16 protein-coding genes and 2 tRNA genes are annotated in these 15,868 nt (G+C 73.3%); 12 read left to right on the forward strand and 6 right to left on the reverse strand.

The annotated features are described in order from the left end of the window. The 3 genes from OG429_RS35735 to OG429_RS35745 form a co-directional block, all read right to left on the reverse strand. Entirely contained in the window at positions 1-381 is a 381-nt protein-coding gene (locus OG429_RS35735) for a VOC family protein (protein WP_328930526.1), read from the reverse strand. A 51-nt stretch (positions 382-432) separates the two neighbouring features. Beyond that, complete coding sequence (locus OG429_RS35740; RefSeq protein ID WP_328929402.1) at positions 433-1,872, reverse strand: ankyrin repeat domain-containing protein; 1,440 nt, start codon at positions 1,870-1,872, stop codon at positions 433-435. Positions 1,873-1,906: 34 nt separating this feature from the next. Further along, a tRNA-Cys gene (locus OG429_RS35745) sits at positions 1,907-1,983 on the reverse strand. Between the two features lie 93 nt (positions 1,984-2,076). Between OG429_RS35745 and OG429_RS35750 the strand changes: the two genes are divergently transcribed. Genes OG429_RS35750 through OG429_RS35760 form a run of 3 tightly spaced genes read left to right on the forward strand, consistent with a single transcriptional unit; the run spans position 2,077 to position 3,309 of the window. Further along, on the forward strand, positions 2,077-2,451 hold the full coding sequence (locus OG429_RS35750; protein WP_328929403.1) for a VOC family protein: 375 nt from the start codon (positions 2,077-2,079) through the stop codon (positions 2,449-2,451). 4 nt (positions 2,452-2,455) lie between these two features. After that, a complete protein-coding gene (locus tag OG429_RS35755; protein ID WP_328929404.1) occupies positions 2,456-2,797 on the forward strand; it encodes an ArsR/SmtB family transcription factor in 342 nt (113 codons plus the stop codon). Beyond that, positions 2,794-3,309, forward strand: a complete 516-nt coding sequence (locus OG429_RS35760) for an SRPBCC family protein (protein ID WP_328929405.1) — start codon at positions 2,794-2,796, stop codon at positions 3,307-3,309. The genes OG429_RS35755 and OG429_RS35760 overlap by 4 nt, the downstream gene beginning before the upstream one ends. Positions 3,310-3,372: 63 nt before the next feature. Here the strand turns inward: OG429_RS35760 and OG429_RS35765 are convergent. Then, a tRNA-Met gene (locus OG429_RS35765) sits at positions 3,373-3,446 on the reverse strand. A gap of 105 nt (positions 3,447-3,551) precedes the next feature. Here OG429_RS35765 and OG429_RS35770 point away from each other — a divergent pair. Together OG429_RS35770 and OG429_RS35775 are read left to right on the forward strand one after the other, a co-directional pair. Beyond that, positions 3,552-4,058, forward strand: a complete 507-nt coding sequence (locus OG429_RS35770; protein WP_328929406.1) for a GNAT family N-acetyltransferase — start codon at positions 3,552-3,554, stop codon at positions 4,056-4,058. 124 nt (positions 4,059-4,182) lie between these two features. Then, positions 4,183-4,923: an SAM-dependent methyltransferase gene (locus OG429_RS35775; RefSeq protein WP_328929407.1), complete on the forward strand. Its 741-nt coding sequence runs from the start codon at positions 4,183-4,185 to the stop codon at positions 4,921-4,923. 9 nt (positions 4,924-4,932) lie between these two features. Here OG429_RS35775 and OG429_RS35780 read toward each other — a convergent pair whose 3' ends face one another. Further along, positions 4,933-6,042 carry a sulfite oxidase gene (locus OG429_RS35780; RefSeq protein ID WP_328929408.1) on the reverse strand — a complete coding sequence of 370 codons (1,110 nt, stop codon included), beginning with the start codon at positions 6,040-6,042 and terminating at the stop codon, positions 4,933-4,935. Positions 6,043-6,060: 18 nt separating this feature from the next. Then, complete coding sequence (locus tag OG429_RS35785; RefSeq protein ID WP_328929409.1) at positions 6,061-6,558, reverse strand: GNAT family N-acetyltransferase; 498 nt, start codon at positions 6,556-6,558, stop codon at positions 6,061-6,063. Between the two features lie 227 nt (positions 6,559-6,785). Here OG429_RS35785 and OG429_RS35790 point away from each other — a divergent pair, with 227 nt between their 5' ends. The 7 genes from OG429_RS35790 to OG429_RS35820 all read left to right on the forward strand — a co-directional run bounded on the left by OG429_RS35790 (position 6,786) and on the right by OG429_RS35820 (position 15,866). Next, complete coding sequence (locus tag OG429_RS35790; RefSeq protein WP_328929410.1) at positions 6,786-8,198, forward strand: L,D-transpeptidase; 1,413 nt, start codon at positions 6,786-6,788, stop codon at positions 8,196-8,198. 105 nt (positions 8,199-8,303) lie between these two features. Beyond that, on the forward strand, positions 8,304-10,100 hold the full coding sequence (locus OG429_RS35795; protein ID WP_328929411.1) for a dynamin family protein: 1,797 nt from the start codon (positions 8,304-8,306) through the stop codon (positions 10,098-10,100). Continuing rightward, positions 10,100-12,175 (forward strand): dynamin family protein, encoded by a 2,076-nt coding sequence (locus OG429_RS35800; RefSeq protein WP_328929412.1) that lies wholly within the window; start codon positions 10,100-10,102, stop codon positions 12,173-12,175. Before OG429_RS35795 ends, OG429_RS35800 begins: the two co-directional genes overlap by 1 nt. 53 nt (positions 12,176-12,228) lie before the next feature. Continuing rightward, complete coding sequence (locus OG429_RS35805) at positions 12,229-13,020, forward strand: class I SAM-dependent methyltransferase (protein WP_328929413.1); 792 nt, start codon at positions 12,229-12,231, stop codon at positions 13,018-13,020. 119 nt (positions 13,021-13,139) lie between these two features. Further along, positions 13,140-14,126: an NAD-dependent epimerase/dehydratase family protein gene (locus OG429_RS35810; protein ID WP_328929414.1), complete on the forward strand. Its 987-nt coding sequence runs from the start codon at positions 13,140-13,142 to the stop codon at positions 14,124-14,126. 139 nt (positions 14,127-14,265) lie between these two features. Next, positions 14,266-14,853 carry a 2Fe-2S iron-sulfur cluster-binding protein gene (locus OG429_RS35815; protein ID WP_328929415.1) on the forward strand — a complete coding sequence of 196 codons (588 nt, stop codon included), beginning with the start codon at positions 14,266-14,268 and terminating at the stop codon, positions 14,851-14,853. Next, positions 14,850-15,866 (forward strand): FAD binding domain-containing protein, encoded by a 1,017-nt coding sequence (locus OG429_RS35820; RefSeq protein ID WP_328929416.1) that lies wholly within the window; start codon positions 14,850-14,852, stop codon positions 15,864-15,866. The genes OG429_RS35815 and OG429_RS35820 overlap by 4 nt, the downstream gene beginning before the upstream one ends. Positions 15,867-15,868 lie beyond the last annotated feature (2 nt).

The raw sequence follows: 15,868 nt of genomic DNA on the forward strand, positions 1-15,868 counted from the left end.
TCAGGCCGGCTCTTCGAGCACGGACAGCACGTTGCCCGCGGGGTCTTTGAACCAGGCGATCGACGGCCCTTCGTCCTGCTCCCTGACGATGCCCTTGGCGTCGTGGTCGAAGCCCGGATAGCGCTCGAAGCCCACGCCGAGCGCAGCGAGGTCGTCGACGGTCTTGTCGATGTCGGTCACCGGGAAGTTGAGCACGGTGAAGTCCGCCGCCCGGTGGTTGTCCTTGGGGTACAGCAGAACGGTCCCGCCGCCCCCGAGGCGGAGGAAGAGCATGCCGTTCTCCTCCGAGACCCGCAGGCCGAGCGTCCCGCCGTAGAACTCCTTGGCCTTCCCGATGTCGTCCACCGAGTACCCGCTGAATGCCTTGGTGTCCTGGAACATGATCACTCCCATGTGCCGCAGCGTCCCTCTCCCATCCTGCCCCCGGCGGCGTCAGCCCGCCTCGGGGCCGAGCGGGCCCAGCGCGTCCTGAAGGCTCAGCCCGGTCTCGTTGTCCCGGACCGCCGGGTCCACTCCGGCGGCCAGCAGGGCCGCCACCCCCGGGGCGTCACCGTGCCGCGCGCGTTCGAAGAGTTCCCGCCGCAGCGGCCGCAGGGCGCGCGGCAGCCGGCCCCGCCCCGAGGCCCAGGCCCGCTGGACGGCGAAGCAGCCCCCGACGGCGCCGCCGAAGGCCCGCACGGCCTGCTCGCGCTGCTGCTCCCGCGCGCTGTGCGGGATCCGGAGTTCCCCGTCGCGGAAGGCGATCAGGTGCCACGCGCCGCCGCATCGGACCCGTACCGGCTCCAGGGCGGCGGGTGGTCCGGGCGGCCCGTACGCGGGACCCGCGGCCGGGAAGAGGGCGGCCGCCACCAGCGGGTGGAGTTCCTCCGGTGCGACGCGCCCGGTGCGGACCAGCTGGAGGTCGGGCAGGCGCCGCCACGCGGTCCGCGGGACCGTGGGCGCGGAGCTGTGCCGGTAGAGCTCACGGGCGCGGGCGCGGAGCGGGACGTGAGCGCCGGGGCCGGCCGGTTCCAGCAGGATGTTGCCGCCGTACGCGCCGGGAATCCGGAACCGGTCGGCGATACCGGCCGAGACCAGGCGCCGTACCTCACGGACCATTCGGGGCAGGTCCAGGGGAAGCCCCGCGATGACGTCCGAGGCGCGCGGCAGGGTCGTCAGATCCGCTTCGACGCCCGCTGCGGCGAAGGCGCCGACGATGTCCCCGCGGGCCTGGAGGACGGCGACCCACTCCTCCCGCGCGGCCGGATCGGTGTCGGCGGGATCGGCGGCGGGGTCGGTGTCGGGCAGCTCCCGTGGTCCGAGCGGAGTGCCGTCCGCGTGGAAGAAGGGGAGCCGTCCCGCGCCGCCGCCGCACCGCTCGCGCAGCTCCGGGGCGTGCCGGGCGTCCCAGAGGTGGCGCGACAGGGTCCAGTTCTCGACGACGCTCCCGCTCACCACTTCGGCGGCGTCGGCGGCGAGGAAGTCCAGGACCGGCCGCTGCGGACCGTCGTACCGCGCGGGGGTGAGGACGGCCAGGTACGCCGCCTCCGTATCGGCCGGGGAGCCGTGGCGGGCGAGGAGGATCACCCGGCGCGGAGCCAGCACGGTGCCGTACACGACCCGGGGCAGGTGCCAGCGCAGCAGGTCCGGGGCCAGGTGTGCGAGGTCGTCCGCGACCGAGTCCCGTACCGCGGCGCCGTAGCGCTCCCCGATCCGCGCCAGGTCGAGGGCGACGTCCACGGCCGAGACCGCGCAGGCCGACCGCCAGTCGCCGGCCGACCGGGCCTCGGTCGCCCCCTGGATCATCCATCGCGGTACCGCGTACCGCCGGGCCCGGTGCCACAGGGCGAGCTCCTCGACGGGCAGCCCGCCCACCAGCGGTCGTCTGCTCACAAGTTCATCGCCGATCGGGGGAGGAGCGGGAGGGTGGCAGGACCGGTCGGATTCGAACCGACGTCCTCCGGCTGTGCAGGCCAGGTGCGACGACCTCTGCGCTACGGCCCTGCCGCGGTGATCGTAACGAGCGACGGCCGGGATCGATAGGTAGGAAATTCCCTACGGTTGACGCGTAGGAAATCGCCTACCTATTGTGGAGCCATGAACATCACGCACGCCTCCTTCGTCACCCTCCCCGTCACCGACCAGGACCGGGCCCTCGCCTTCTACACCGGCGTGCTCGACTTCGAGGTCCGCGCGGACCGCCAGGTCGGGCCCATGCGCTGGCTCCAGGTCGCGCCGCGGGGCGCGCAGACCGTCTTCACGCTCTCCGGACCGGGGATGGGCGATTTCACGCCCGGCTCCGCCCGGGGGATCATGTTGGTGACGGCCGATGTCGATGCCGACTGCGCGCGGCTCGTGGCGGCCGGTGTCGAGGTGAGCGGTCCGGACGACGCTCCCTGGGGGCGGATGGCCGGTCTCCGCGACCTCGACGGCAACGGCCTGATGCTGCTCACCGAGAAGGAAGGCTTCTAGCCCCATGATCACGACGGCTGCCGACGAGGACCGCGTGTTCGCCGCGCTCGCCAACGGCACCCGCCGTGAAGTCCTGCGACTGCTGCGCGAGCGCGGCCCGCAGCCGGTCCAGTCCCTCGCCGACCACTTCGACATGCGCCGCCCCAGTCTCTCGGAGCACCTGAAGGTGCTGCGGGAGGCCGGGCTCGTCTCGGAGGAGCGCGCCGGCCGCCAGCGCATCTACCGTCTCGAGGCCGCGCCGCTGGCCGACGTGCAGGACTGGCTGCACCCGTACGAGCGGTTCTGGCGGGACCGCTTCAAGGACCTCGGCGCGCTCCTGGACCGCCTGCCGGACGATGAGACATGACACCAGCATCCGACCACGGGCACGACCACGACCACGGGCGCGACGACGGGAACGGCCTCGAAGCCGGCGGCCCCGACGACCTCACCACCGTCCGGGTCGACCAGTTCCTGCCGCACCCGCCGGCCAAGGTCTGGCGCGCCCTCACCGAACCCGAGCTGATCGCCCAGTGGCTCATGCCGTCGGACTTCCGCCTGGAGGTCGGCCACCGCTACACGATGACCTCGCCGCCGCGCCCGAACACGGGTTACTCCGGTACGACGGCGGCGGAGGTCCTCGCCTACGAGACCGGACGGATGCTCTCGGTCCGCTGGACCGACGCCTCCGCCGCGAACACGGCCGACTGGACCATCACGTGGACGCTCGCACCGGAGGGCCGCGGGACCAGGCTCTTCCTCGTCCACGAGGGCTTCGACCCGGACGACCCGGCGCAGATGCTGGCCCGCAAGATCATGGGCGGCGGCTGGCGCGGCTACGTCATGGACGCCCTGGGCGCCGTACTGGACCGGCTCTGAAAGAAGCCCGAAAGAAAGACGAAGGGCCCGGATCCGTGAAGATCCGGGCCCTTCGCCGTTCAGTAGCGGGGACAGGATTTGAACCTGCGACCTCTGGGTTATGAGCCCAGCGAGCTACCGAGCTGCTCCACCCCGCGTCGGTAGACACCAGCCTACGGCACTGCGGAGCAGTCACCGACCACCCCCGGTACGGGCGGCCTAAATCGGCTGGCAATGCCCGGCCGGGCCGCGACAATGCGTCCATGCGCATACGAGCAGCACGCCTCGACGAAATGCCCCTGCTCCAGGACATCGAGAGGGCGGCCGGGCTGTGCTTCCGGGACATCGGCATGCCGGAGATCGCCGACGACGAGCCGCTCCCGCTCGATGAACTCGCCCGCTACCAGCGGGCCGGGCTGGCCTGGGTCGCCGTCGACGAGGCCGACGCCCCCGTCGCGTACCTGATCGCCGACCGCGTCGACGGCGGCCTCCACGTCGAGCAGGTGTCGGTGCACCCGGACAGCGCGCGCCGCCGTGTCGGCCGGTCCCTGCTGGACCACCTGGCGGACGGGGCCGCGCGCGACGGCCTGCCCGCGCTGACCCTCACCACCTTCACCGACGTCCCGTGGAACGCCCCGTACTACGAGCGCTGCGGGTTCCGGCCGCTGGACGAGGGCGGGCTCACGCCCGGCCTGCGGGAGATCCGCGAACAGGAAGCGCGGCACGGCCTGGACCGGTGGCCGCGCGTCTGTATGCGCCGGGCCCTGTGATCACGGCTCAAGGCGGCCCTGTACCGGCCGACCCAGGAGGAGGGAGGTCCGCTCGGCGGTACGGTCTCGCGTGAGGCGGCGAAAAGCAGTTGCGGCCCGGGAGTTCGACTGGCAGCCTGCCGCGGTGAATCGCGAAATGATCTCTCTTCTGGCCCATACCCACCACCCCATCGCCGCACCGCTCTCGGACAGCTCGGTGCACGGTCTGCTGGAGCGCGGCCTGCCGCGCGGTGACGAACGGGTCCTCGACCTCGGCTGCGGCGGCGGTGAGTGGCTGCTGCGCTGCCTCGGCATGCACGAGGGCGTCCGCGCCCACGGAGTCGACATATCGGAGCCGGCCCTCGACCGCGCCCGGTCCGCGGCGGAGCGGCTCGCCGTCGCGGACCGACTGACGCTCCACCACGGACCGGCCGCGGACCACACCTCCGCGGACCCCTACGACCTCGTCCTGAGCGTCGGCGCCGCCCACGCCTTCGACGGCTTGCTGCCCACGCTGGAGGCCGCCCGCAAGCATCTCGCCCCCGGCGGGCACGTACTGATCGGCGACGGCTACTGGCAGCAGGAGCCCTCCGCCGAAGTGGTGGAGATGATGGGCGACTTCGCCGATCTCGCCGGCACGCTGGACAACATCACCGCGGCCGGCTGGACGCCCGTGTTCGGCCACGTCAGCAGCCGCGAGGAGCTCGACAACTACGAGTGGTCCTGGACCGGCTCCCTGGCCGCATGGGCGCTGGACCACCCCGAGGACCCCGCCGCCGCCGACGCCCTGGCCACCTCCGCGCAGCACCGGCGGGATTGGCTGAGCGTCTACCGGGAGTCATGGGGCTTCGTCACGCTGCTGCTCCGTGCGGACGCGCCCCGCTGACCGAGGCGGTCAGCGGCACAGGACGGGCACCTGCTGGACGAGGTTGTTGCCGAAGCCGCCCCGGTTCCAAGGCTGTTCCAGGGGCTGGGTGCGGCCTTCGGCGTCCGTGGCGCGGGCGAGGAGGGTGTGGCTGCCGGGCGTGGCGGTCCAGGTGTGGTGCCAGGCCTGCCACGCCCAGCGGTGCGCTCCCTGCGGCGCGAGATCGGCCTCGCTCCAGGAACTGCCGCCGTCGGAGCTCACCTCCACCCGGGCCACCGGCCCGTATCCCGACCAGGCGCGTCCCTCCAGCCGTACGGGCCCGGCGGGTACGACGCGGACGCGCGACATGAAGTCCGGGAATCCCGGCGGGACCATCAGCGCGCGCGGCGCGATCCGTGTCACCGGCTCGCCGGGGTCGTCGGGATCCTGCCGGTAGCGGTAGGCCACCGCCTGCTGGAACCCCGTGAACGGGGCGTCGACCAGCGTGATCTCCCGCAGCCACTTCACGTGCGCCATCCCGTACCAGCCGGGGACGACCAGGCGCAGGGGACAACCGTGCTGCGGCGGCAGCGGCAGGCCGTTCATGGCGTACGCGATCAGCACCTCCGGATCGTCCCCGGTGGCGACCGACAGCGGCAGACTGCGCTGGTAGTCCTGCTCGACCCCGCGCTCCACGCCGTGGTCGGCGCCCGTGAAGACGGCTTCGACGGCGTCCCGCTCGACACCGGCCTCGGCGAGGACGGCCCGCAGCGGGACGCCCGTCCAGTCGGCGGTGCCCACCGCCTCGACGAGCCAGGGCTGGCTGACCGGGCGTGGGGACAGCCGGGCCCGGCCGTTGCCCGCGCACTCCATGGTGACCCGCCGGGTGACGGCGGGGAGCGCGCCGAGGGACTCCGGGGTCAGGGTCAGCGGCGTACGGACCCGGCCGCCGACGACGAGGTTCCAGCCGTCGGCGGCCGCGGCCGGGATGTCGTAGTGGACCAGCACGTAGTGCAGGCCCGCCGGGGTGACCTCGTAACGCAGGGCCTCCAGCGGAAGGCCGTGGTTGCGGGCCGCGAGCGCCAGCTCCTCGTGGCTGAGGCCCTCACCGGGGTCCGCCACCCGCGCCGGCGTGCTGACATCGCTCAGGGACGCCTCCATGCCCCCATGGTCCCGCTCCTACAGGTTCCGTACAAAACGGAGGCCCGGGCGGCCGGTCACCTCCGTCTCCCCGGCGGGGAGGAAGCCCGTACGGGCCAGTACGGCGCGGGACCCGGCATTGTCGAGCGTGGTGACGGCCGTCAGCGTGGTCAGTCCGTACTCCGCACCGGCCAGGCCGCAGATCTCGTGGACGGCCGATGTGGCCAGCCCCCGGCCGGCGGCCCGCTCGGCGATCCGGTAGCCGAGCTCGGCCGAACCGTCCGCCACGTCGACCAGGTTGACCCGTCCCATCACCTCGCCGCTGTCGCTCACGAGGAGGTGGAAGAGGCACGCCCCCGTGGCCTGCTCGGCCAGCAGCGCGCGGTGGCGTGCTTCGAAGTCGGCGAAGTAGCCGTCGCCGCGGTCGGGTACCGACGCGGCGAAGTAGGCCCGGTTCTCCCGCTCGAAGGCGAGTACGGCCTCGGCGTGGTCGGGGCGCAGGAGCTGGAGCCGGACCTGGTCGTGAGAAGAGGGCATGCCCGGATGCTACGCAAGGCTTCCGGCCGTCGCGCGGACGGGGCCCGGAGCCCGAAGTGTGCTCCGTACGAGTTCTCTTGGGGTGCCCGTTCGGCCGCAGAGCCGAGTTCATGATCATCATTTTGGCTCCCGATCGTTTTGATACTGCCATCCGGCCGTGTGAGATCTGAGAGGGCTGTGTGGCTATGTCACCGACGCGAGGAAAGCGACCGACGAAGGCGTGGGGCGTGGTGGCCGCCGTGACGGGGGCCATGCTGGTGGTCGCGGCGGCGCCGGGCCAGGGTCAGGACGCGGACACCGTGCGATCCACGGCGGGGAGCGGGCCGAAGGAAGCGGCGGTCACGCTGCTGGTCGGCCGGGCGGTGGACGAGGGCGCCCGGGCGGCCGCGGGACGGTGCGCCGTCCACACGTTCCGCCCGGGCCTGTGCGGCGGCTGGCGGGAGCAGCGGGTCCAGGCCACCTCCCGCGGCACGGGATCCGTCCTGCGGATGAGGGCACTGGGCGACGCGTCGCGCGCCGCCCGCGCGGACGCGCTGCCCACCGACGCCGACGCGCCGCTGGAGATCGCCCTCGCGGACCGCGGACGGCTCACCGACGTGACCGTGACCGACGGGCACGGCCGCCACCTCGCCGGCGAACTCGGCGCGGGCAGCGGGTACTGGCTGAACACCGAACCGCTGCGGGCGGGGGAGACGTACACCGTGCAGGTCGGCGCCCAGGACGCGGCCGGCACACCGGTCGGGGTGACCATGGCCTTCAGCACCGCCCCGCCCGCCGACGGGGGCCGCCTGACGGCCGAGTTCGGTCCCCGCCCCGGCACGTACGGCGCGGGGGAGATCGTCACGGCGGACCTCAGCCGGCCGGTACCCGCCGACGACCCGATGGCCCGCGCCCGGGTGGAGCAGGCGCTGCAGGTGACCTCCGAGCCGCACGTCGAGGGCGCCTGGCACTGGGTCGACGATTCGACTCTCCACTACCGGCCGCGTACGTACTGGCCCGCCCACACCGTGGTCCGCGTGAGCAGCGGTCTCGACGGGGTCGAGGTCGGCGACCTCGGCTACGGCGCCCCCTCCGAGCCGTTGGAGTTCACCGTCGGGGACCGGATCGAGGCCCTGACCGACTCCGCCACCCACGAGATGACCGTACGCCGCAACGGACGGGTCATCAGGACGATCCCGGTCACCACCGGGAAAGCGGGGTTCAGGACGCGCGCCGGCATCAAGGTGGTGCTGGGCAAGGAGCCCAAGGTGCGGATGCGCGGGGACACCGTCGGCATCAGGCGCGGCACCACGGAGTTCTACGACCTGCCCGTGCTCTACGCGACGCGCGTGACGTGGAGCGGCGAGTACATCCACGCCGCGCCCTGGTCGGTCGAGGCGCAGGGCGAGGAGAACGTCAGCCACGGCTGCACGGGTATGAGCACCGAGAACGCCGCGTGGTTCTTCGACACGGTGCGCGAAGGGGACATCGTCGAAGTGGTCAACAGCGGCGGTGCGAAGATGGCCCCCTTCGACAACGGCTTCGGTGACTGGAACCTGGACTGGCCGGCCTGGCTGGAGGGCAGCGCCCTGGCCGCCTCCGACGGCGCGCGGCCGCAGAGTTCACCGCTCTCCCCGTCTCGCCTGCACCCGACCACCTGATCCGGGAACGCCGAATCGGCGGCGCCGGATGCCGTCCGTTGGCATCATGGTCGCGCCGGGTCGGTGTGGACGGGGTGGGGTGGCGGCGCCGTGGGCGGTTGGGAAATGCGCGCGCGGGATCTGCCGCAGCGCGAACTGGCGGAACAGGTGGCCCTGCTCGCGGACCGGGCCGGGGCGGACTCGGCGGCCTCGCTGATCCGCCGCGCCGCACGCCGGGCCGAGTCACCACTGGCCCGCATCTGCGTCATCGGCGGCAGCAACGTCGGCAAGTCACGCCTCGTCAACGAACTGATCGGCACGGACTGCCTGCCGGTGTCCGTCCACGCGACGAACGGGCCGCCCGTCGTCGTACGGCCGACCGGCGCCGAGGGTCCGGAGGAGGCCGGCTCCGAGGAGGCCGAGCCCGCGGACGCGGTGGCGGCGGACGCGGTGTCGGCGGGGCACCGCACCGTACGTCTGCAGGTGCCGGCCGATTCCTGGCCGGCCCGGGTCGGCGTGGAACTCGTGGACACGCCCGGCTGGGAGGGCTGGTCCGGCGTACGGCAGCCCGACAGCGCCGCCCTCGCCAGGATCGTGGCCGACTGCGACGTGGTCGTCGTGGTCACCGAGGCGCGCCGCGCGATGCTCGCCACCGAACAGGCCCGGATCAAGGCGCTGGCCGCCGCCCCGCACACGCCACCGCTCGCGATCGTCGTCACCAAGCTCTCCGAGGTCGAGGACGAGGCGGCCGAGATCCTGCGGCGGGTCAACCACCTCGCGGGACAGCTGGCTCCCGAGGCGCTGGTGCTGTCCGGACCGGTACGCGTACGCGTACGCACACCCGGCACCTCCGGCGCCCCGGGCCCGGCACCCGGCGCCGAGGCCGCCGCCCTGGACGGGGTCGACCAGCTGCGCTCGGCACTGGCTCAGCTGGCCGGCGTCCGACTGCGCCGCGCGTTACGCACGATCCGCCGCCTGTACCTGCTCGCGGCCAGCTGCGACCTGGTGGCGGAGGCGGCCGACCGGGCACTGACGGACGCGCACTGGACCGACCCGGTCAGGGCCCGCGCCGCGCAGATCTGGCACACGGCGCACGAGAGCTCCCGCTTCCACTGGATCGTGCTCAGCGCCGACGCGGGGGAGTGGCGCGCCGCGCTCGTGGCGACGATCGCCGCGGAGGCGCGCAGGCGCCGGGCCGCCGCCGTACGCGAACTCGCGGCGCGCTTCTCCCGGATGCTGGAGACCCCGGAGGAGCAGCACTTCATCCGGCTCCACACGATCCCGTACACCGCCGAGGCCCTGCAGCACTTCGAATCCTGGATCACCGTGACCGTCGACCGGGTGCTCGAACAGGACACCGGCCGGCTGCGCGACGCGCTGCTGCGCAACCGGCCCGGAGAGGAGCTGTTCCAGGGCCTGGCCGCCCCACCCGCCCAGCGGGTCGTGCCGACGGCGGCGCTGCCCGGGGTGGCGGGCACGGCGGCGGCCGCGGAATCGCAGAACGCGACGGGCTGGGACGCCTCCTGGCTGCCGGAGTTCGTCGGCACCGCCATCGAGAGCGTACTGACACCCGTCTCGACCGAGGTCGTCGCGCAGATCGCCGGGGCGGCCGGCACGGCACTGGTGACGGAGGCGCTCGAACACGGCCAGGGGGAGCGCCGCGAGCGCACCATCGACGATCTGGAGCGGATCGTCGAAGCCGCCTTCACCGAACAAGTGGCCCGTACGGACACGCGGATCGGCCAGGTGTACGAGCGCCTGCTGAGCCAGGCCCGGGACCGCGACGAGCAGTGGTGGCGGCTGCACACGACGGCGGTCGCCGCCCAGCCGGACTCGATCGGACACTGGCGTTCACTCCAGAGCACGGCGCGGTCGCTGAGCCGCTCCGTGCACGCTCACCTATCCCTCCTGGAAGGGGCCTGATGGCGCACGACAACCGGCAGTTGGCGGCCGGCCAGGAATCCCCGGCCGCGCAGTTCCGCGGCTGGAGCGACAACATAGGCACACTGCGCTCGTACTATCAGAGCCTGCAGCAGGTGGCCGGTGAGGCGGCGGCGGCCATCGCACCGCCCGGAGCCCCGGGCGGACTGCTGGACCTCGGCATCAACGGAGCGGTCTTCGAGCGCGAGACCTTCCGCATCATGGTGCTCGGCGAGTTCAGCAGCGGCAAGAGCACGCTGATCAACGCCCTTCTGGGGAAGAAACTGCTCCCCACCAAGGCCAATCCGGCCACCGCCTTCACCACGGTCCTGCGCTGGGGCGAGACCGAGCGGGCCTGGCTGTACCGGGACACGGACCGGCGGGGCGGCGAGACGGCCGTCACGACGGAGGAGTTCAAACGCGAGGTCTCCCTGCAGATCGACGCGCACGGAGCGCCGCGGACCCCGTCGTTCGCCCTCGCCGTCGTCGAGCAGCCGCTGGAGCTGCTCCGCAGGTCCGTGGAGATCGTCGACTCGGCCGGGATCAACGAGAGCCCGGACCGCGAGCTGGTGACCCTGAGGTACCTGGAGGAAGTGGACGCCGTCGTCTTCGTCACCGACGCGGGACGGCCGTTCACCCTCCACGAGACCGAGAACTACCTCACGCGCGTCAAGAAACTCGGGCACCGTGACATCTTCTTCGTGGTCAACCAGTTCGACCGGATCGAGGAGGAAGAACGGGCCGAGGTGATGAGCCGGTGCCGCAACGCGGTGGCCGAACTCTCGGGGGACAGCGGCTCGGCCGCCGCTTCCAACGTGTTCTTCGTCAGCGCTCTCCAGGCCCTGAAGTCGCGGCTGGACGGGGACGAGGAAGGGCTGCGGGCCTCGGGGATCGGAGGGCTGGAGGACGCCCTGGAGGTCTTCTGCATGCGCGACGCGGCCCGGGTGAAGTTCGTCCGGCTCGCCGAGTTCCTGCGGCACAACGCCGTGAACCTGCGCGTGCGGCTGCACGACGAGGGCGCGATCCTGATGAAGTCGACGGCCGAGCTGCGCGAGCTGCTCGACCGCAGCCAGGCCACCCAGGACCAACTGCGCGCCAGCGCCGACGCGATCCGCGACATCGTGGCCACCAGGGTTCTCGACATCGAGAACGAACTACAGCTGAAGTTCAGCGCGTTCCTGACCACCATCAGCGGCGAGATCGCCAACTGGCACGTCACGACCGGGCCGGGGCGCCTGAGCCGGGCCGTCCGGTCCTTCACCAAGGGCGGCCGGGTGGCGGCCCAGCACGAGCTGCGGGAGGCGTACACGGTCCAGCTCCAGGAACGCATGCAGGTCTTCTGCACGGAGAGCCTCGACCGCCTCATCGAGCAGCGTCAGGCGGACCTGCTGCGCCAGCTCGAACCGCTGATCCAGGCGCACGCGACGCTCCTCGACAAGCTCCGTGCGGAGCTCACCGGCGCGCAGTCGGTCCGGGACCAGGACCACCTGCTCTACACGCTCGCGGTCGTGGCGGGGAAGGGCGACGGCCGCGGCGGGCGGTACCACCAGGACGACGTGCCGCTGCTGTTCCGTCCCAGCTCGCTCATGGCGATCGGCGCGGGCACCGGTGCGGCGGTCGCGGGCGGTGCGGCCGTGGCCGCCACGGCCGGCCTGATCACCCTGGGGCTGGCCATGCCACCGGTCGGCATCGCGGCGGCCATCGGAGCCGCCGTCGGACCGCTCATGGCCTCCGGGGCGGTCCTCTTCGCAGACGGCAAGCTGCAGTCCCGTGCGGCGCAGGAGTTCTCCGACCACGTGAGGGATTCGGCGGGCCTGACCGCCCGTCAGTACGCGGACAGCCGTGCCGCCGATCTGCGCGCCGTGTGGGGCGGCATCAGCGGAGCGCTCCACACACAGCTGCAGGACCTCATCGGCATCGTCCAGCGCAACATCGAGGAGTCCCGGTTCGACGAACAGTCCAAGGCGGGGCTGAGGGACCAGCTGTACGTGTACGAGCAGCGGATCACGGAGGTGGAGCAGCTCATCGGAGTCTTCCTCCAGCCCTTCGTGTCGGAGGCGGAGCGCGAGCAGGCTTAGGGGCGGCGGCGTGGCAGGTGGAGAAGAGGCGGTGGCGGGCCGATAGTGAGGCGGTGAGCGACTCGTCGGAGGAAACCGGGCGACCCGGGGTCGGAGAGGGCGCCGCCTGGTCCGGCCGCGAGGGCGCACAGGCCTTCGCGGCCGTGGAGGCGGCCACGGACTGGCTCCTCGGATATCCGTTCGTCTTCCGGGCCCTGAGCCGCCGGCTCGGCGCCGGCGAGGTCCTGGTGGACTACGGATGCGGGCCGGGCAAGGTGGCCGATCAGGCGGCCCGGCGGCTGGGGGCGCGGGTGCTGGCGGTGGACACCTCGCCCGAGATGCTGGCGCTGGCGCGCGGTTCGGGCTCGGCGGTGGCGGAGTACCACCTCGTCGAGAACGGGCGGGCGACGGGCCTGCCGGACGGCTGCGCCGACGCGGTGATGTGCAACCACGTGCTCGCCTCGCTGCCGACCGAGGACGCGGTGCTCGCGGTGTTCACCGAGATCCGCCGGCTGCTGCGGCCCGGGGCCCCGTTCGTCCTGCTGGCCACCGATCCCGACTGCGGCGGAACGGACTACGCCTCGCTGCGCATCGGCGAGGCGGGGCAGGCGTACCGGCCGGGCGACCCGCTCACCGTACGGCTCCGGCGCACGGACGGAACCTGGCAGGAGGTCCGCAACCACGCGTGGCCGGTCGCCGTCATCCCCGCCCTGCTGGAGCGCACCGGCTTCCGGGGCGTCGTCCAGCAACGTCCCTCGGTGGACGAGGCACTCGCGCTCGCGGACCCGGAACTGGCGAACAGCCGCGCCTGGTCGGCGGAGCGGGCCAGACCACCGCTGGTGATCACTTCGGCTTCGGCGGCCTGACAGCTCTCGGCTCTTCAGGCTCACTGCTCACTGGCCACTGCTCTCCCCTCTCCCCTCTCCCCTCTCCGCTCTCGGCGAAGAGGCGTGCGCCGGGCCCACGGCCCGTGTTGGGTGGGCCGATGGAGATCTTGATACTGGGCGGGACGGCATGGCTGGGCCGCGAGGTCGCGCGGCAGGCAGTGGCACAGGGACACCAGGTGACCTGCCTGGCCCGCGGGGAGAGCGGAGCGGCCGCCGAGGGCGCGGCACTGGTCACCGCCGACCGGCGCGACCCGTCGGCGTACGAGGGCGTGGCGGGCCGGGACTGGGACGCCGTGGTCGAGGTGTCCTGGCAGCCCGGATTCGTCCGCGGGGCACTCGCCGCGCTCGGCGCGCGGGCGGGCCACTGGTCGTACGTGTCGTCGGTCTCCGCGTACGCCTCGCACGCGGACCCGGGCGCGGACGAGACGGCCGCACTGCTGCCGGCGGCGGCGCGGGACGAGGCCGGCCGCGAGCAGTACGGCGAGGCCAAGGCGGCCTGCGAGGAAGCCTCCACGGCCGCGGTGGGGGACCGGCTGCTCATCGCGCGGGCCGGACTGATCGGCGGACCGGGCGACCACAGCGGCCGCACCGGGTACTGGGTCGGCCGCGCCGCCCGCGAGCCGCTGGCCCCGCTGCTGGTACCCGACTCCCCGGACGTGCCGACGCAGGCCGTCGACGTACGGGACCTCGGGGCCTGGCTGCTCGACTGCGCGCGCAAGGGGACGACCGGCACGTACGACGCGGTCGGCCCGGTCGTGCCCTTCGCGGAGTGGGTCGCGCTGTCGCGGGAGATCGGCGGGCACACCGGGCCGGTGGTGGAGGCGGACACCGACTGGCTGCTCGGGCAGCAGGTGGGCCAGTTCATGGGTGAGGAGTCGCTCGCGATGTGGATGACCGACCCGGAATGGGCCGGCTTCAGCGCGCGCACCGGCGCCGCGGCGCTCGCGGCAGGCCTGCGCCACCGCCCCCGGGCGGAGCTCCTGGCGGACACCCTGCGCTGGGAGCGGGAAGCGGGGCTGGACCGGCCGCGCCGGGCCGGGCTGAGCGCAGCACGCGAGCGCGAACTCCTGGACCTGCTGCGCTGAGGGCCGTCCCGCGGGGTCCGGGCGGGGCCGACCGATGGAAGATCGCCCCCGCCGTCGGCGACGCTCCGCGTGGCACGCCGCACACCGGGCTCCGCGACGGCATGGTCGACGGGTAACGGAGACACGGAGGGAGCCGGCGGTGGCGAGTGCGACAGAGTCCCATACCTCCCGCGTCACGCTCCGCGTCAACGGCAGGGACCACGTCCTCCCGCTCGACCACCGCGTCACCCTGCTCGACGCCCTGCGCGAGCACCTCGGCCTGACCGGCGCGAAGAAGGGGTGCGACCACGGTCAGTGCGGCGCCTGCACGGTGCTCGTCGACGGGAGGCGGATGAACAGCTGCCTGCTGCTCGCCGTGGCCCAGGACGGCGCGCACGTCACCACGGTGGAGGGACTCGCCGCCGTCGCCGCGACCGACAGCACCGACAGCACCGACAGCACCGTCGGCACCGTCGGGGCACTGCATCCGCTCCAGCAGGCGTTCATCGACCGGGACGCCTTCCAGTGCGGCTTCTGCACGCCGGGCCAGCTCTGCTCCGCCGTCGCGGCGATCGAGGAAGCCGCCTCGGGCCACCCCTCGCACGTCACACCCGACGACGTCCTCGCCGAGCCCGGCCGCCGCGTCACGCTGACCGCGCCGGAGATCAGGGAACGGCTCAGCGGCAACATCTGCCGCTGCGGCGCCTACCCCCGCATCGTCGACGCCGTGCTGGACGTGATCGAGTGAAACCCTTCTCCTACGTGCGCGCGACCACCCTCCAGGAGGCGACGGCCGCCCACGCCCGGCTGCCCGGCTCCCGCTATCTCGCCGGCGGCACCAACCTCGTGGACCTCATGAAACTGGGAGTCGAGAGCCCCGGCGCCCTCGTCGACCTTTCCGGGCTGCCACTGGCGGGCATCGAGCTGCTGCCCGCGGGGACGCTCCGCATCGGCGCCACGGCACGCAACAGCGACGTGGCCGCCCACCCCCTCGTACGCGCGCACCATCCGGCCCTCGCGCAGGCACTGCTCGCCGGAGCGTCGGCGCAGCTGCGCAACGCCGCCACCACCGGCGGCAACCTGCTGCAGCGCACCCGGTGCTCCTACTTCCAGGACGTGTCGGCGCCCTGCAACAAACGCGACCCGGGCTCCGGCTGCGCCGCGCGCGACGGGGTCCACCGCGATCACGCCGTACTCGGCCACTCCGCGCACTGCGTCGCCACCCACCCCTCGGACATGGCCGTGGCCCTCGCCGCGCTCGACGCGGACATCGAGCTGTACGGACGCGAGGGCACCCGGACCGTGCCCGCCACCGCCTTCCACCGGCTCCCCGGCGAGCAGCCCGGGCGGGACACGGTCATCCGGGACGGGGAGATCGTCACCGCCGTCCTCCTGCCCGCCGCCGGACCCGGCGCCGTTTCCCTCTACCGCAAGGCCCGCGAGCGGGCCTCCTACGCCTTCGCGCTGGCTTCGGTGGCCGTCGTGCTCGACCTCGACCCCGCAACCCGTCGCGTGCGGCGCGTCGCCGTCGCCTTCGGCGGCCTCGCCCACCGGCCCTGGCGCGCCGCCACGGCCGAGGAACGGCTGACCGGCGCCGAGCCGACCGCCGAGGCCGTGCGGGAGGCCGTCGACGCGGAGCTGGCCCAGGCGCAGCCCCTGCCCGACAACGCCCACAAGATCACGCTCGCCCGCAACCTCGCGTGCGACGCACTCGCCACGCTCGCCCGGCGGGCGCAGGACGGACGCCCCCGCACCCCGTAGGA

Origin of the sequence: Streptomyces sp. NBC_00190, assembly GCF_036203305.1 — a bacterium.
Taxonomy (GTDB): domain Bacteria; phylum Actinomycetota; class Actinomycetes; order Streptomycetales; family Streptomycetaceae; genus Streptomyces.

What these genes read in the sequence shown, in the direction of transcription:
- OG429_RS35735 (WP_328930526.1), bottom strand. Translation starts at nt 381, where the DNA reads ATGTTCCAGGACACCAAGGCATTCAGCGGGTACTCGGTGGACGACATC.
- OG429_RS35750 (WP_328929403.1), top strand. Translation starts at nt 2,077, where the DNA reads ATGAACATCACGCACGCCTCCTTCGTCACCCTCCCCGTCACCGACCAG.
- OG429_RS35755 (WP_328929404.1), top strand. Translation starts at nt 2,456, where the DNA reads ATGATCACGACGGCTGCCGACGAGGACCGCGTGTTCGCCGCGCTCGCC.
- OG429_RS35760 (WP_328929405.1), top strand. Translation starts at nt 2,794, where the DNA reads ATGACACCAGCATCCGACCACGGGCACGACCACGACCACGGGCGCGAC.
- OG429_RS35770 (WP_328929406.1), top strand. Translation starts at nt 3,552, where the DNA reads ATGCGCATACGAGCAGCACGCCTCGACGAAATGCCCCTGCTCCAGGAC.
- OG429_RS35780 (WP_328929408.1), bottom strand. Translation starts at nt 6,042, where the DNA reads ATGGAGGCGTCCCTGAGCGATGTCAGCACGCCGGCGCGGGTGGCGGAC.
- OG429_RS35785 (WP_328929409.1), bottom strand. Translation starts at nt 6,558, where the DNA reads ATGCCCTCTTCTCACGACCAGGTCCGGCTCCAGCTCCTGCGCCCCGAC.
- OG429_RS35795 (WP_328929411.1), top strand. Translation starts at nt 8,304, where the DNA reads ATGCGCGCGCGGGATCTGCCGCAGCGCGAACTGGCGGAACAGGTGGCC.
- OG429_RS35800 (WP_328929412.1), top strand. Translation starts at nt 10,100, where the DNA reads ATGGCGCACGACAACCGGCAGTTGGCGGCCGGCCAGGAATCCCCGGCC.
- OG429_RS35810 (WP_328929414.1), top strand. Translation starts at nt 13,140, where the DNA reads ATGGAGATCTTGATACTGGGCGGGACGGCATGGCTGGGCCGCGAGGTC.